Source organism: Bradyrhizobium ingae (genome assembly GCF_055791185.1).
Genome location: NZ_JBVUBB010000004.1, coordinates 268,114 through 283,386 on the forward strand (window position 1 = coordinate 268,114; position 15,273 = coordinate 283,386).

The 15,273-nt window shown below is 62.9% G+C and carries 12 protein-coding genes; 7 read left to right on the plus strand and 5 right to left on the minus strand.

The window, feature by feature from the left end:
* Nucleotides 1-36: 36 nt before the first annotated feature.
* From ACV1FX_RS08435 to ACV1FX_RS08445, 3 genes are all read left to right on the plus strand, one after another.
* Complete coding sequence (locus tag ACV1FX_RS08435; RefSeq protein WP_473117078.1) at nt 37-624, plus strand: BA14K family protein; 588 nt, start codon at nt 37-39, stop codon at nt 622-624.
* Nucleotides 625-852: 228 nt separating this feature from the next.
* The gene (locus ACV1FX_RS08440; protein WP_473117079.1) at nt 853-1,263 is read left to right on the plus strand and encodes a response regulator; all 411 of its coding nucleotides are present in this window, start codon (nt 853-855) and stop codon (nt 1,261-1,263) included.
* On the plus strand, nt 1,260-3,512 hold the full coding sequence (locus ACV1FX_RS08445; protein ID WP_473117080.1) for a CHASE3 domain-containing protein: 2,253 nt from the start codon (nt 1,260-1,262) through the stop codon (nt 3,510-3,512). Before ACV1FX_RS08440 ends, ACV1FX_RS08445 begins: the two co-directional genes overlap by 4 nt.
* 13 nt (nt 3,513-3,525) lie before the next feature.
* On the opposite strand, the gene ACV1FX_RS08450 is transcribed toward ACV1FX_RS08445, so the two are convergent.
* The gene (locus ACV1FX_RS08450; protein WP_473117081.1) at nt 3,526-4,422 is read right to left on the minus strand and encodes a DMT family transporter; all 897 of its coding nucleotides are present in this window, start codon (nt 4,420-4,422) and stop codon (nt 3,526-3,528) included.
* Nucleotides 4,423-5,172: 750 nt separating this feature from the next.
* On the opposite strand from ACV1FX_RS08450, the gene ACV1FX_RS08455 reads away from it, so the two are divergent.
* The 3 genes from ACV1FX_RS08455 (at nt 5,173) to ACV1FX_RS08465 (ending at nt 9,638) form a co-directional block, all read left to right on the plus strand.
* Nucleotides 5,173-8,937, plus strand: coding sequence for a vitamin B12-dependent ribonucleotide reductase (locus ACV1FX_RS08455; protein ID WP_473117082.1), 3,765 nt, complete (start codon nt 5,173-5,175; stop codon nt 8,935-8,937).
* 91 nt (nt 8,938-9,028) lie between these two features.
* Nucleotides 9,029-9,229, plus strand: a complete 201-nt coding sequence (locus ACV1FX_RS08460) for a hypothetical protein (protein ID WP_473117083.1) — start codon at nt 9,029-9,031, stop codon at nt 9,227-9,229.
* A gap of 43 nt (nt 9,230-9,272) precedes the next feature.
* Entirely contained in the window at nt 9,273-9,638 is a 366-nt protein-coding gene (locus tag ACV1FX_RS08465) for a helix-turn-helix domain-containing protein (protein WP_473117084.1), read from the plus strand.
* 409 nt (nt 9,639-10,047) lie between these two features.
* On the opposite strand, the gene ACV1FX_RS08470 is transcribed toward ACV1FX_RS08465, so the two are convergent.
* The 3 genes from ACV1FX_RS08470 to ACV1FX_RS08480 all read right to left on the minus strand — a co-directional run bounded on the left by ACV1FX_RS08470 (nt 10,048) and on the right by ACV1FX_RS08480 (nt 13,586).
* Nucleotides 10,048-10,911 carry an alpha/beta fold hydrolase gene (locus ACV1FX_RS08470; RefSeq protein ID WP_473117085.1) on the minus strand — a complete coding sequence of 288 codons (864 nt, stop codon included), beginning with the start codon at nt 10,909-10,911 and terminating at the stop codon, nt 10,048-10,050.
* Nucleotides 10,912-11,189: 278 nt separating this feature from the next.
* On the minus strand, nt 11,190-11,459 hold the full coding sequence (locus ACV1FX_RS08475) for a DUF2312 domain-containing protein (RefSeq protein ID WP_473117086.1): 270 nt from the start codon (nt 11,457-11,459) through the stop codon (nt 11,190-11,192).
* A 1,095-nt stretch (nt 11,460-12,554) separates the two neighbouring features.
* Nucleotides 12,555-13,586: an acyl-CoA desaturase gene (locus ACV1FX_RS08480; RefSeq protein WP_473117087.1), complete on the minus strand. Its 1,032-nt coding sequence runs from the start codon at nt 13,584-13,586 to the stop codon at nt 12,555-12,557.
* 253 nt (nt 13,587-13,839) lie between these two features.
* Between ACV1FX_RS08480 and ACV1FX_RS08485 the strand changes: the two genes are divergently transcribed.
* On the plus strand, nt 13,840-14,637 hold the full coding sequence (locus ACV1FX_RS08485) for a transglycosylase SLT domain-containing protein (RefSeq protein ID WP_473117088.1): 798 nt from the start codon (nt 13,840-13,842) through the stop codon (nt 14,635-14,637).
* A gap of 154 nt (nt 14,638-14,791) precedes the next feature.
* On the opposite strand, the gene ACV1FX_RS08490 is transcribed toward ACV1FX_RS08485, so the two are convergent.
* Nucleotides 14,792-15,079, minus strand: coding sequence for a hypothetical protein (locus tag ACV1FX_RS08490; RefSeq protein WP_473117089.1), 288 nt, complete (start codon nt 15,077-15,079; stop codon nt 14,792-14,794).
* Between the last annotated feature and the right edge of the window lie 194 nt (nt 15,080-15,273).

The window sequence follows — 15,273 nt, forward strand, 5'->3', positions numbered from 1 at the left end:
CTTGCGCGGTTTTAAGTCCCGGAAAAGGAGCCGAATATGAACAATCTCAGAGTTTTGACCGCCACAGCGGCGCTGGCACTGGTCCTTCCGCTGGCGACACCGACCGCAAGCTTTGCCCAATCGCGCGCTCAGGCCGTCGGTGGTGGCGGTGGCGGACACGTCTCCGTCGGAGGCGGCGGTGGCGGAGCCCGCATGGGCGGCGGCAATTTTGGCGGCGGCGCCGCGATCCGCGGTGGCGGAGGCAATTTCGCGGCCTCAGGCGCGGTTCGGCCCGGCGTCTCTGCGCCAGCCTTCAGTGGAGGCGGCCGTGTCGCAGCCGGTACGCCGTCCGGCAACTGGCGCGGCGGCGGCTGGCACCATCGCGGTGGCGGCTTCTGGCCCGGCGTGGCGGCCGGCGCTGCGATCGGGACCTTAGGGTCGTACGCCTATTATGGCGGCGGCCCGTACTACAATGATCCCTACTATTACGGCGACGATTACTATTACGACACCAGCCCAAGCGTTGCCGTCGTGCCCGATACCGGCGGCGATTCGGCAGCCTATTGCGCCCAGCGCTACCGGTCCTATGACCCCGCGTCAGGCACCTACCTTGGCTATGACGGCCTGCGACATCCCTGCCCCTAGAGCCGGTTAGTCGTATTGCTCCAATTTGATCGAAAAGGCGCCGCTCTCCCGCGGCGCCTTTTTGACGTCTCGTTTCGAGCCGCAAGGACTTTCACACGAACGCCATACATCACGCGTTTTATGCACCCAACCGTGCATATCTGTCCCGAACCAATCCAAAATTGACCCGCTCCACGATTCGCTTATATCAGCAAAGACTATGGGGACTTCGATTGGTTAGGCAGAGTCATGCCGCGTATACTCGTGGTTGATGACGATCCGATGGTCGGCGCGACCATCGAGGTCCTCCTCCAACGCCAGGGCTTCGACGTCACGTTGACTGACGGCGGCGAGACGGGCTTGGCTGCACTCGAGGCGCAGACCTTCGATGCGATGCTGGTCGACATCTTCATGCCGCACATGCGCGGCTTCGAATCGATCCGCATCTTCCATGAGCGTGCGCCGACGATCCCGCTGATCGCGATGTCCGGCTACGCCTTCGCCTCGTCTGCATCGCCCTCGCCCGATTTCCTCCGCATGGCGCTCGAGCTCGGCGCGACGCGCTGCCTGCGCAAGCCGTTCACGCCCGAGACGCTGCTGACCGCAATCAAGGAATGCCTCGACGAGGCGGCGCCGGTGAAGGACAACAAATCCCCTTGATTGCTTCGCAGCGCGTAATTCTCGGTGCCGGACTTGCCATCCTCCTGATCATCACCGCGGCCTCAATCGGACTCGACGTCAAGTCGCGGTTCGACACGTCGTGGGCCAACCACACCGTCGGGGCACTCAAGAAGATCTCGGAGCTGCGCCTGCTCGTCCGTCGCGCCGAAAGTGCGGCGCGCGGCTATGAGCTCTATCGCAGCCCGGCCTTCAACGACGAGTTCCAGGCGACGCGCGGAGCCATCACGCCCGCCCTCGCCGATCTCAGGCGCGCGCTCCGCGACAATCCCGATCAGGTCACGCTGCTTGAAGGCACCGAAACGCTCATTCTGCGCCGGCTCGACGTCGCTGCCGAAGCGATGCGGCTGCGCGCCGCGAATGACGGCGACGGCATCGCCGCGCTCCAGGGCAAGGCGGAAGGCCGCGGCCTGATGGAGGCGGTGACCGCAAATCTCGACCGGCTGACCGCGGAGGAAGAGCGTCGGCTTGCCGCCCGCGCGGTGGAGTCGCGACGCACCGGCGTCGTCCTCCTCGGCGTCGACGTCGCCGGCGCGATGCTGATCCTGCTCCTGGTCGCGCTGCTGCTGCGCGAGACCCGGCGCACCAGCGTTGCCCTGCAGAGCACGCTGCATGAGACCAGGGTTGCCAACGAGGCGCTGGAGGCGGCGGTCGCCGAGCGCACCGAGCACCTCGTCACCGCCCATGACGAGCTTCGCCTGTCCGTCAACGTGCTGCAAAGTACGTTCCACAGCATGGCGGAAGCGGTGCTCGTGATCGACATGGACAGAAACGTCCTTCTGTCGAATCCCGCCGCGGAACGCATCCTGCTGCATCGCGCCGGCATGAACCTGACGAACCTGCGCGCGATGTCCGACGTGTTTCACGGCGACGGCGTGACGCCGCTCATCCCCGAGGAGCTGCCGTCGACGCGCGTACTGCGCGGCGACGAGTTCGAAGAGATGGAGATGATCGTCCGCCCGCACAGCGACAATCCCGTCCGCCATCTCCTCATCAGCGGGCGGCCGATGCGCAATGCGCAAGGCGTGATCTCCGGCGCGGTGCTGGTCTATCACGATGCGACCATCTCGCGGGAGACCGAGCGGCAGCTGCACCAGTCGCAGAAGCTGGACGCCATCGGCAAATTGACCGGCGGCGTCGCGCACGACTTCAACAACATGCTGACGGTGATCTCGGGCAATACCGAGACGCTGGTCGGCAGCCTCAAGCAGCAACCCGAGCTGCAGCGCATGGCGCGGCTGATCGACGATGCCGCCGCGCGCTGCGCCGAGCTGATCCAGCATTTGCTCGCCTTTGCCCGCAAGCAGCCGCTGGAGCCGCGCGACGTCGACCTCAACGCGGCGATATCGGACACCGCAAAGCTCCTGCGTCCCACCCTGGGCGAGCAGATCCAGATCGAAACCGCGCTCGAACAGGGCCCGATGACCTCGCACATCGATCCGTCGCGGCTGACCAACGCCGTGCTCAACATGGCGATCAACGCCCGCGACGCCATGCCCGATGGCGGCAAGCTGCTGCTCGAGACACGGCGGGTAACGCTGGACGAGGCCTACGCGCAGGCCAATCCGGACGTCACGCCCGGCGCCTATGTGATGCTCGCGGTCAGCGACACCGGCAGCGGCATGCCGCCGGATGTGCAGGAAAAGGCATTCGAGCCGTTCTTCACCACCAAGGAGATCGGCAAAGGCTCGGGGCTCGGGCTGTCCATGGTGTACGGCTTCGTCAAGCAGTCCGGCGGACACATCAAGATCTACAGCGAGGCGGGTCACGGCACGACGATCAAGCTTTATCTGCCGCCCGGCGAAGGCGCGAGCGAGACTGCGCCCGGCGCGGCCCCGGCGGCGACCGGCGGCGTCGAGACCATTTTGGTCGTGGAGGACGACAACCTCGTGCGCAACTTCGTCACCACGCAGCTGCAGAGCCTCGGCTACAAGACCATCGCCGCCGCCGACAGCCGCACGGCGCTCGCGCTCGTCGACCGCGGCGAGCCGTTCGACCTCCTGTTCACCGACGTCGTCATCCCCGGCGGCATGAGCGGACGCGTGCTTGCACAGGAGGTCGAAAAGCGCCGGCCCGGCGTCAAGGTGCTCTACACCTCCGGCTATACCGACAACGCCATCGTCCATCAGGGCAGGCTCGACGAAGGCGTGCTGTTGCTGACAAAGCCCTACCGCCGCAACCAGCTCGCCGAGATGATCCGCCTGGCGCTCGGCAAGGAGCCGGTGGGTTGACCTTTGCGCCGCCTCACCGCGTCGCCAGCACGACGCCGGCGAGAGTGAAGGCCAGCGCGGCGATCTGCCCCGGCCCCAGCGGCTCGTGCAGCGCGAGCGCCGACGTCACGACGCCGATGACCGGCACGGCCATGGTGCCGATCGCGGCGACCGAGGCCGGCAGACGCGACAGCGCTGCGAACCAGCTCACATAGGCGATGCAGAACTGGCCGACGACCGAATAGACCAGCAAGCCCCAGCCGACCGGCGTCACCTGCGACAGATGCGTCGTCTCAAGCGCCAGGCCCACGATCGCAACCGGCAGGCAGCCGAGGCCGATCTGCCAGGCGGCTGCCGCGGTCGGCGGCAGATGGATCGGATACTTCTTGGAGGCCACCGTGCCGACGGCAAAGCCGATCGAGCCGCCGAGCGCCATGATGATGCCGGGCAGTTTCGCAGCGCTCGCGGAAACGCCGTTGCCGCCCATGATCGAGGCGAGCCCGGCGAAGGCCATCAGCAGCGCGATGGTGCGCAGGAGCGTCGGCCGCTCCCCCAGCACCGGCCAGGCGAAGAGCGAGGCCCACACCGGCATGGTATAGGCGATCAGCGCCGCCTCGCTCGCCGGCAGCCACAATAGCGCCAGCCCCATCAGCACCATCCAGCCGGTGACGTTGAGGAGGCTCGCGACCAGAAGCCGCGGCCAGATTGCCGGATCGACCTTCAGGCTGTTGCGGCGGATCACGGCGAGGGCTGCGAGGAGCAGCGCCCCGAGCACACCGGTGACGCCGCGAAGCGTCAGTGGCGGCAGTTCGGAGAGCAGGAACTTGGTCACCGGCCAGTTGAGGCCCCAGCCCACCGAGGTGATGGCAAGGAACATCAGGCCAGCCGGGGCGATGCGCGTCCGCATCCCCCGTCTTGTCGAATCATGCATGTGGCAGCCCGGCGAAAACGGGCCCACCTTTGCGCCAATTGGCGCATCCCGCCACCACCCAGGCGAGCATGGCTGCCCGCACGTTCCGTAGCGCTACGTGAGTCCTGCTGACGCAATGCCTTGGGGCAAAAATATACCCGCCCTGTGAACAGCGGGATGAAGCCTGTCACCCATCACCAAACGCAAATTTTTTCGGTTGGGAATCTCTCAGGACTCACTGATACTTGCCTCTACAATAGGCGCGGTTCCGACCCCTGTTATCCCCGTCTTTCCACCATATTTAGTATTTGATTCAGGAACTCGCACTAGTTCTTGACGTGCGCAACGGAGAGTCCTAGCTTTCGGTCCGTTCGGCGCGAGTGTGTTTGCGTCCCGCCGGTCACTCCCCAAAGGGTCCTCGCAAATGACCACTCCGCCAGCCGAAGGAGGCAGCGGGTAAAGGGCTTGTCTGCCCTTGATTTGCCGACTCTTGCGGGGCGCTCGAACGGGCCGAGACAGGCTCGGAGCAAGCGTAGTGTGGTGGCGTTGAACGCATGTCGCGCGCATCCCCTTGGGGGCGGGTGCGGGTGGACATGCCGGCGGATGATCGGTGCTTTGGCACTGGTCGCTCCCGTCGGGAGAAACTGGGCCGGATCCACCGGCTGAACTGCGAAGCCTTAAAGCCGAAACGGCCGGGAGGATTCGCGAGAGAATAACGACCTGGCACGCCCGAACCGAGGCGGGGCCGGCTAGAAAAGGACGGGGCAAACTATGAAAATTGAGCGGCGCCACACCACTGCAGGACAATCCCCTTACGCGGGGATCGAATTCCGCCAGACCACATCGGAGATCCGCAATCCCGACGGCTCGGTCGTGTTCAAGCTTGATAACGTCGAAGTGCCGACCGAGTGGTCGCAGGTCGCCTCCGACGTGCTGGCCCAGAAGTATTTCCGGAAAGCGGGCGTCGCCGCGCGCCTGAAGAAGGTCGAGGAGGAATCCGTCCCCTCCTTCCTGTGGCGCTCCGTGCCCGATACCGATGCGCTTAGCCTCCTGCCTGAGAAGGAGCGCTACGTCAGCGAGCTCAGCGCCAAGCAGGTGTTCGACCGCCTCGCCGGCTGCTGGACCTATTGGGGCTGGAAGGGCAAGTATTTCTCCTCCGACGAGGACGCCCAGGCCTTCTATGACGAGCTCCGCTACATGCTCGCCATGCAGATGGTCGCGCCGAACTCGCCGCAATGGTTCAACACCGGCCTGCACTGGGCCTATGGCATCGACGGCCCCGGCCAGGGCCACTATTACGTCGATCCCTTCACCGGCAAGCTGACCAAGTCGAAGTCCGCCTACGAGCACCCGCAGCCGCACGCCTGCTTCATCCAGGGCGTCGGCGACGACCTCGTCAACGAGGGCGGCATCATGGACCTCTGGGTGCGCGAGGCGCGCCTGTTCAAATATGGCTCCGGCACCGGCTCCAACTTCTCGCGCCTGCGCGGCGAAGGCGAAAAGCTCTCCGGCGGCGGCCGCTCGTCGGGCCTGATGAGCTTCCTCAAGATTGGTGACCGCGCGGCGGGCGCGATCAAGTCCGGCGGCACCACGCGTCGCGCGGCCAAGATGGTCGTGGTCGACGTCGATCACCCCGACATCGAGACCTATATCGACTGGAAGGTGAAGGAGGAGCAGAAGGTTGCCGCCCTCGTCACGGGCTCCAAGATCAACCAGAAGCACCTCAAGGCGGTGCTGAAGGCCTGCGTCAACTGCGAAGGCTCGGGCGACGATTGCTTCGACCCCGAGAAGAACCCTGCCCTCCGCCGCGAGATCAAGCTCGCGCGCAAGAGCCTCGTGCCCGACAACTACATCAAGCGGGTGATCCAGTTCGCCAAGCAGGGCTACAAGGACATCCAGTTCGAAACCTACGACACCGACTGGGATTCGGAAGCCTACCTCACGGTATCGGGCCAGAACTCCAACAACTCGGTCTCGCTGAAGGACGACTTCCTGCGCGCGGTCGAGACCGATGGCGACTGGAGCCTCATCGGCCGCACCAACAAGAAGGTGACGAAGACGCTGCGTGCCCGCGACCTCTGGGAGAAGATCGGCTACGCCGCCTGGGCGTCGGCCGACCCGGGCCTGCACTTCAACACCACCATGAACGACTGGCACACCTGCAAGGCGTCCGGCGACATCCGCGCGTCCAATCCGTGCTCGGAATACATGTTCCTGGACGACACGGCGTGCAACCTCGCCTCCGCCAATCTGCTGACGTTCTACAACACGACGACGAAGCGTTTCGACGTCGAGGGTTACGAGCATCTCTGCCAGCTCTGGACTCTCGTGCTCGAAATCTCCGTGATGATGGCGCAGTTCCCCTCCCGCGCGATCGCCGAGCTCTCCTACGAGTTCCGCACGCTCGGCCTCGGCTACGCCAATATCGGCGGCCTGCTCATGACCATGGGCCTGCCGTATGACTCGAAGGAAGGCCGCGCGCTCTGCGGCGCGCTGACCGCCGTGATGACCGGCATCACCTACAAGACCTCGGCCGAGATCGCGGCCGAGCTTGGCACCTTCCCCGGCTACAAGAAGAACGCCGCGCACATGCTGCGCGTCATCCGCAACCACCGCCGCGCCGCGCACGGCCAGAGCTCCGGCTATGAGGCGCTCTCGGTCAACCCGGTGCCGCTCGACCACGCCTCCTGCCCGCAGGCCGACCTGATCGCGCATGCGCAGGCAGCCTGGGATGCGGCGCTGGAGCTCGGCGAGCAGCACGGCTATCGCAACGCCCAGACCACGGTGATCGCGCCGACCGGCACGATCGGCCTCGTCATGGATTGCGACACCACCGGCATCGAGCCCGACTTCGCCCTGGTGAAGTTCAAGAAGCTGGCTGGCGGCGGCTATTTCAAGATCATCAACCGCGCGGTCCCCGCGGCGCTGCGCGCGCTCGGCTATCGCGAGAGCGAGATCGCGGAGATCGAAGCCTATGCCGTCGGCCACGGCTCGCTCTCCAACGCCCCCGGCATCAACGCCTCGACGCTGAAGACCAAGGGCTTTACGGACGAAGCGATCGCCAAGGTCGAGAAAGCCCTGCCGACCGCCTTCGACATCAAGTTCGCCTTCAACAAGTGGACCTTTGGCGAAGACTTCATCCGCGACCAGCTCGGCATCGGCGCCGAAGCCATCGCGGCCCCCGGCTTCGACCTGCTCCAGGCCGTCGGCTTCACCAAGCGCGAGATCGAGGCGGCCAACGTCCACATCTGCGGCGCGATGACGGTGGAAGGTGCTCCGCACCTCAAGGCCGAGCACTATCCGGTGTTCGACTGCGCCAACCCCTGCGGCAAGATCGGCAAGCGCTATCTGTCGGTCGAGAGCCACATCCGCATGATGGCCGCGAGCCAGCCCTTCATCTCGGGCGCGATCTCCAAGACCATCAACATGCCGAACGACGCCACGGTGGAAGACTGCAAGTCCGCCTACATGCTGTCGTGGAAGCTGGCGCTGAAGGCCAACGCGCTCTATCGCGACGGCTCGAAGCTGTCCCAGCCGCTCAACTCGCAGCTCATCAGCGATGATGAGGACGAGGATGATGCGGTCGAGCAGATCTACGAGAAGCCGATGGCGGCGCGCGCCGCCCAGGTCTCCGAGAAGATCGTCGAGAAGCTCGTCGAGCGCATCATCGTGATGCGCGAGCGCGAGAAGATGCCGGATCGCCGCAAGGGCTACACCCAGAAGGCGGTCGTCGGCGGCCACAAGGTCTACTTGCGCACCGGCGAGTATGACGACGGTCGTCTCGGCGAGATCTTCATCGACATGCACAAGGAAGGCGCGGCGCTCCGCTCCTTCATCAACAACTTCGCCATCGCCGTCTCGCTCGGTCTGCAATACGGCGTGCCGCTCGATGAATATGTCGACGCCTTCACCTTCACCCGCTTCGAGCCGGCGGGCCCCGTGCAGGGCAACGACAGCATCAAGTACGCGACCTCGATCCTCGACTACGTCTTCCGCGAGCTGGCGGTGAGCTATCTCAGCCGCTTCGACCTCGCCCATGTCGATCCCAGCGAGACGGGTTTTGACGCGCTCGGCAAGGGCGTCGAGGAAGGCAAGGAGCCGGACGACGAGAGCGGCCACCACGCGACCAAGCTGGTCTCGCGCGGCCTCACCCGCTCCCGCACCGACAACCTGGTCGTGATGCGCGGCGGCTCGGCCGCGGTCTCCTCCGGCAACGACAGCGCCCCCGCCGGCGGCCACCGCGTCACCGCGCTGCACGGCGCATCCGCCCGCGCCGGCGACACGATCGAAGGCGCCGTCGCCCTGAAGCAGGAAGCCAGCCACGACCTCTCGCCGACCGAGAAGCTCGAGCAACTCCAATGGAGCAAGGCCGGCACCGCGCAAACGGTGGTGCCCACCAAAGCCGAACGCCGCGCGGAAGCGAAAGCCAAGGGCTACGAGGGCGAGATGTGCTCAGAGTGCGGCAACTTCACGCTGGTGCGGAATGGGACCTGCATGAAGTGCGATACGTGCGGAAGCACGACGGGGTGTTCGTGATCTATGACTGAAAGGATGCGTGTCCGGTCAATCTTCCCGGGCACGCATCTCGCGTACGCGTATTCTGTTGAACAACGGATGGAGCTACGAAATGACCAAGCAGCCGGGCCTCGACGGGCGTCACCGTGACGCCGATGGACAAATTCGCCAAAAGAACGGCAACACCCGCGTCGATACTCTGCGAGAAACCTACGGCGACGGCTTCGCGAAAGAATTTCGCGGAGACATGAAGCTAGAAACGCTCCTCGAGAAGACGGGTTTCTCGACCCTGACTGAATACCTAAAGAAGTAGATCGATACTTGCACGGTTAGCTCCTCTCTTATCGGAGTATGCCATGACCAGCGTTCTTAGTAGGTTTGGACATCGCTGCCGTGAGTTGCGTCTCGCAAGGGGCGCAACAATGGGGGATCAGGCAGCGCGCCTCGGATACTCGGTTGGCAGAATTTCATCAATCGAATGCGGAGCGCTGACTCCTCCAGATGACTACCTTAACGGCTTCAGAGATTGGATGAAGCTGGACGAAGACGAGTTTCAGGATCTGAAGAGGACAATTCGTTCGAATGTTGTCGAACTGAATCGTGTGAAAGGCTTGGGGGAGAAGGGTCGCTCCATGCGGCTATTCAGAAAGATAAGTCAAATGACGCCGGACCAAATCCGGGCATTCAAACAACCGCCTGATAACGGGGTTAAGAATGAATGACGACTTCAAGGTAAGTGCAGGATTACGGTGACAGTGCACTCAACTCACCTATCCTTTTCGCTCTCGAGCGAAGCGTCATCTGCAAGCCGCAGTAGCCCGTAGGATGGGTGACTTGTCCGCCGTGGCTCGATGAGCGAGGGCGGAAGCGATACCCATCAGCTCTCACGAAGATGATGGGCTTCGCAAGTGCTCGGCCCATCCTTCGCGCCGCTGTTTGGATTCGCTCGAATGGAATCAGGCTGCCATCAGGCTGCCTTGGCGGCCTGTTCCGGCGCCGCCGTCTCCATCGCTCTCATGTAGAGATCAAGCAGGGTTTCTCGCTCGTCACGGATTATAGTGACAGTGCACTCAACGGGCCTACCAACTTAGATTGAATGCGTCACCGTAATTCCGAGGCGGCACGGGCCTCTCATTTCGCCTGAGCTAATTCTCGAATCATGTCCGCGACGAAATCAGGCCGCTCTTCGGGGGCCCAATGACCGCAATGATCGATGACGCCGCCGGTTGCGCCCGGCGCTACGGCGCGCACTGACATCAGGGTGAGTTCGCCCAGACTGGCTTCGCCTCCGAAGGCGCGCACAGGGATCGTCAGCGGATTTTTTGCAGCGGCACAGACCTGCTCAGCGGTGGCGAAGAAGTTCTGGTAAACAGCGAGCCCAGCGCGAAGAGAACCAGCCTGGGTCATCGCCGCGACATACTCGTCAAGATCGGCGGCGTCGATTGCCGAGGGATCATAGGCGAAGTGTTCCAAGAACCATCGAAGATACGGTCGCTCCTTGCCCTGGATCAGCAGTTCGGGAATATCGGGTATGGACTGAAATCCCATGTGCCAAAGAAAATTGCCCCCTGGCACAGGCGACATCGCCCGTTCGATCACGCCAACACCGGGCAAGGCCATCTCGACGATACCCAAAGCTGAGACTTGGTCGGGTGACGACGCGGCGTAGATGTAACCGAACACCGCTCCCCAATCGTGGCCGATCACCGTGACGTCCTTGAGATTCAAGTGCGCGGTCAGTGCGGCAAGGTCGATCGCGATCGTCTTCGCGTCGTATCCAGCGGCAGGCTTGGACGTGTAGCCGAAGCCCCGTATGTCGGGCGCAACAACGGTGAAGGTCGGGGCCAGGAGCTCGATGACGTGACGCCACGCATACCATGTTTGCGGCCAGCCATGGAGCAGCATCACCGCGGGACCGTTACCGGCTGTTACGTAATGCTGCTTGATGCCGTTGAGCTGAACGCTGTGATGCTCAATCGCGCGTGCGTGACTCATGATGTTTCCCTCCGGCTTGTCCCGTTGATGTGCTTTCCCGGCTTGCGAGGCTCAGTTCGAAAGTATCATTCAGCGTCTGCTCGTAGGATGGGTAGAGCGGAAGCGATTCCCATCGCAGGTCACCGCGTGGAAATCGATGTATGACTTGTCCGCCGTAGCTCGGCGAGCGAGGGCGGAAGCGATACCCGTCAGCCCTCACGAAGATGATGGGCTTTGCAAGTGCTCAGCCCATCCTTCGCGCCACTGTTTGGATTCGCTCGAATTGAATCAGGCTGCCATCAAGCTGCCTTGGCGGCCTGTTCCGGCGCCGCCGTCTCCATCGCTCTCATGTAGAGATCAAGCAGGGTTTCTCGCTCGTCACGCTCGTCCTCGTCCTGCTTCCGCAGCTTGATGATCTCCTTGAGGATCTTCACATCGAAACCCTCGGCCTTGGCTTCCGAAAACACTTCCTTCTTCTGCTCGTTCAACTCCTGCAGTTCGGTATCCAGATTCTCGATTCGCTCGACGAACGCACGAATTTTTCCGCCGGGAATGGTGACGTCAGACATGGTGCCTCCCTGTTGAATGAGGCCGTGAAAATGACTGCAAAGAAATGACCAATGTATTAACCGACGGGCTTCGCACCAGCACGCTGGAACCCGCGCAACCCTGAAAACCGATCAACACGAACTAACCGCAAACGTTACAGTCGAGCATAACGTTGAGAGTGCATTCAACTACCGTTGCCGTGATATCTCCACACAGCGCGTAGAGCAGGTCAACGAAGCCACATCCATCATCATTTGCTCGATGAAGATGATCAACATCGCGGAAGCTGAACCCATCCTACGAACCGGCCTCCCTCACCTCGATCATCGCCTCGATATCCATCCAGTCCGTGGGAATGGTGGAGCGAAGCGATACCCATCGATTGCGCGCAGTAACGAAGATGAGTTTCGCAAAAAGCTCAACCCATCCAACGTGCTACCCCCCGTCACCCACCATCGCTCGCCGATGCATTGCGCGCGGCTCTCCTTGCGGCTCTGCGGGCAAGCCAGCGCGCTCGAACCCGCTTCAAGGCGCGAAGCGTCCTGGGGGCAACGACTTGAAGAACCAGAGATGCGCCTCCGGCCACCAAGCCCTTGACCAGGTCAGGAGCCAAATTCGATGCAAGATACTCCCACATGAGCCCTGCGTCCTTTTTCGCAGGGCCACCGCCGGGCAGGCATGGGCAGATAAACAAATGAAAAGCCCCGTCCGTCACCGGCGGGGCCCAGAAAAATCCCTGTGCGCCTTGTTTTGCGCGCACCCGAACCTCTTTGGTTCACCCGCTCAAGGTGGACTCAATGCGAAAGCTGCAAAGCATGGCCGTGAGCTTCTGAACGCACATGACGAGGCTCCTGAGATTGCCGCATGCCCCTCTCACAGAGTGTGCTGGAGGCAGCGCCAACATTGGCGCCACACAACCAGACAGACCAACTTCCGTCTGTGTGCTATTTCACACTCGTAGCCACATTTTCGAGCAAGCCGGCTGGATGGAAGGAGCTGCTTGTCCGTCTTAGCTCGAAGAGCGGAGGCGGAAGCGACACCCATCAGGCTCGGTCGGGTGGTGGTTTTCGCAAGGGCTCAACCCATCCGACGTGCTTCCGCGAAGATCGGGCGGTTTACCGTACGCCCGACGACCCAAGGTCTTCGCCGGCGCCGTCGAACGCGGTCTCGACGGCGGCAGCCCCCGCGCCTGACGCACGGCGAACGAAAATGTCGTGCACGAGCCCGAGCTTCCCGAGCGCCAGGATGATCAGGCCATTGATGTCGATCTCGTACCAGGCGTGCGAGATGTAGGCGTCGCGCGGAAACCGGTGATGGTTGTTGTGCAGCCCTTCACCGAAGGTGAGGATCGTCGTCACCAACTCGTTGGTCGTGCCGTCATTGGTCTCGAAGCGGCGGTAGCCGTAGCGGCCGTCGCTGTGGCAGACCGAGTTGACCAGCGAGGTGGCCATGGTCATGACGTAGCTGCGGAACAGGCCGGAGAACAACACGCAGCCGATCATCGTGCGCACGCCGCCGAACGCGTAGCCGATCGCGCCCGGAATGATCACCGCCGACAGCGCGTACCAGTACCAGCGCGTCCTCGTGAAGAACATGGAGATCGGGTCGGCCAGAATATCCCTGGCGTAATATTCGCCATCGGTCGTCGCCTGGTCCCACACCCAGCCGCCTTGTGCATGCATGAACCCCTTGACGAAGCTGAGATAGCGGTTGCCGGAACCGTCATAGTACGGGCTGTGGACGTCGCCGGGCTTGTCGGAGTGAAGGTGGTGGCGGCGATGGTTGCTCACCCACTTCAGGATCGAGCCCTGCACCGCCAGCGTGGCAATCGCGGCGAAGATCGCTCGCATCACCGGACTGCAGCGAAAACTCCGGTGCACGAAGTAGCGATGCATGAAGCCGATCCCGACCGTGGTCAGCATGAACATGCCGACGAAGACCGACACCTCCACCCGGCCGATGCCCTGCCAGAAGGCCCAGACCAGCGCAGCGATCGAGCCACCGACCATCAGACCGAACGCGATATAGGAATCGAGAAACTTGGCGTCGACCACCGGGCCTTCGAGCAGCACTCCCGGGGGCATTCTCCGGTCCGCACCTTCTTCCGACGCCAAACCTTCCGACGCCAAGCCCCGAACTGCGGTCATTTTAGCCGATCCATTCATGGAAAATTAACTCTACTGCAGCGCAACCTATAGGCGCAGCCTGTTTCTCGCAAGGACTCGATCGGGCCGCTGGAGCGCGGAACCAGGAGCGAACTAGACGGTGTCGGAGGGCGGTGACGCCAGATTTCACGGCAATACCATCGACTTCGCAGGTGATGGTCGCATGGGCTCAACGCATTAACCCTGCCTCCAAAAGCCATGCCAAGGAGACTGCCAAGGACACTGCCAAGGAAACATGCCAAGGAAACGCAACAGCCTCCTCCCTCGCCTGCGCAACCTCCGGCGAAGCATCCGGTGGATGCGAAAGACATTCGGGCGGGCACCGCGCGTGTTTCGGATCGCGTGTGGCGTCGCGATGCTGCTTGCGACCATCGCGCTCCTGAACATCGCCTATCAAATGATCCGCAAGCCGACCGAGCTGTTCTTCTTTGTCGGCAACGCACTCGACAAGGAGCCGGCCGAGAATTGGCGGCAATACGGGCCGCTGTTCCGCAAGCTTTCCACCACGACGATCACGCCCGAATTGCTGGCCGCGCTGGCGCAGATCGAGAGCTCGGGCAATCCGGTGGCACGCACCTATTGGCGCTGGCGATGGAGCATCAATCCGCTCGCGATCTACCGGCCCGCCTCCAGCGCCGTCGGCCTCTTCCAGATGACCGACCCGGCCTATGCCGAGGCCGCGCGGTTCTGTGTCCGCGGCAACGCGGTCACGGATGCCGGCTGTGGGTTCACCAGCCTTTACACCCGCGCGATCCCGAGCCACGCGATCGAGCTGGCATCGGTGTATCTGGACCGCAACGTGACTGCGGTTCTCGCCCTCGCGGGCGATGTGAAAGCAAGCGCGCAGCAGAAGCAGGATCTGGCCGCGCTCATCCATCTCTGCGGTGCGGGTCCTGGCCTGGCCTACGCACGCCGTCACTTTCAGATGCTGGCCGGCGAGCGCTGCGGCGATCACCTCGTTGCGGGCTACGTCGCGAGGGTCAATGCGATGAAGCGGCAGTTTCTGCGCCTCGCAGCGGATGACGGCAATTAGCCTGCGGCCACTCAAGCCATTTGTTCTGCATCCGACTCCGCTTCGTTCTCAAAGAACGAATCGGAATCGCGCAAATCAGCCGTCGGCGAGTCTTAACGTTCTCTTGTCTTGCCGAGACTTTGAATGAGCTTGCTTGCCGCCATTCGCCTCCGCCCTACCTGATCTTCGCCAGGCAGTCCTTCAGCCGCTCCAGCTCCGAACGAACCTGCGTCTCCATCGCGTCCTGGAGTGCGGTTACGCCTCTGCTGGACAATTCCGCGGAGGCCTTTCTATCCAGGTTCTGCTTCCAGTCCCGGATGGCTTGCCTGGTGGCTCTTTGCGCCTCTGACGTCGCCTTGACGTACTCCTTCATGCAGGCCTCGGCCATCGCGCATGTCTGGCAGTCCTGAGCGGCCGCCGGACTCGAAAGAAGCAGGGCGAGTATCGCAGCAAGGACCCTCATTGCTCATCCTCCCCGCCACAGCATAGCACGTCGCAAGATGCCTGGGGGAGCAACGCGCAGCTATTTCACCTTTAAGGCGATCGGGCCACGAACTGCAGTTACGAACTGCAGCTCGCTGTCGAAGTTCAATCCTCGCCGATCGGCCGAAGGTCGCCATAATTTCTCCCTCGCGCCCGCGTTGTCTTGGGCGGCGG

Coding starts and splice junctions, on each gene's coding strand:
- ACV1FX_RS08440 (WP_473117079.1), top strand. CDS start 853: ATGCCGCGTATACTCGTGGTTGATGACGATCCGATGGTCGGCGCGACC.
- ACV1FX_RS08490 (WP_473117089.1), bottom strand. CDS start 15,079: ATGAGGGTCCTTGCTGCGATACTCGCCCTGCTTCTTTCGAGTCCGGCG.
- ACV1FX_RS08455 (WP_473117082.1), top strand. CDS start 5,173: ATGAAAATTGAGCGGCGCCACACCACTGCAGGACAATCCCCTTACGCG.
- ACV1FX_RS08485 (WP_473117088.1), top strand. CDS start 13,840: ATGCCAAGGAAACGCAACAGCCTCCTCCCTCGCCTGCGCAACCTCCGG.
- ACV1FX_RS08475 (WP_473117086.1), bottom strand. CDS start 11,459: ATGTCTGACGTCACCATTCCCGGCGGAAAAATTCGTGCGTTCGTCGAG.
- ACV1FX_RS08435 (WP_473117078.1), top strand. CDS start 37: ATGAACAATCTCAGAGTTTTGACCGCCACAGCGGCGCTGGCACTGGTC.
- ACV1FX_RS08480 (WP_473117087.1), bottom strand. CDS start 13,586: ATGACCGCAGTTCGGGGCTTGGCGTCGGAAGGTTTGGCGTCGGAAGAA.
- ACV1FX_RS08460 (WP_473117083.1), top strand. CDS start 9,029: ATGACCAAGCAGCCGGGCCTCGACGGGCGTCACCGTGACGCCGATGGA.
- ACV1FX_RS08450 (WP_473117081.1), bottom strand. CDS start 4,422: ATGCATGATTCGACAAGACGGGGGATGCGGACGCGCATCGCCCCGGCT.
- ACV1FX_RS08465 (WP_473117084.1), top strand. CDS start 9,273: ATGACCAGCGTTCTTAGTAGGTTTGGACATCGCTGCCGTGAGTTGCGT.
- ACV1FX_RS08470 (WP_473117085.1), bottom strand. CDS start 10,911: ATGAGTCACGCACGCGCGATTGAGCATCACAGCGTTCAGCTCAACGGC.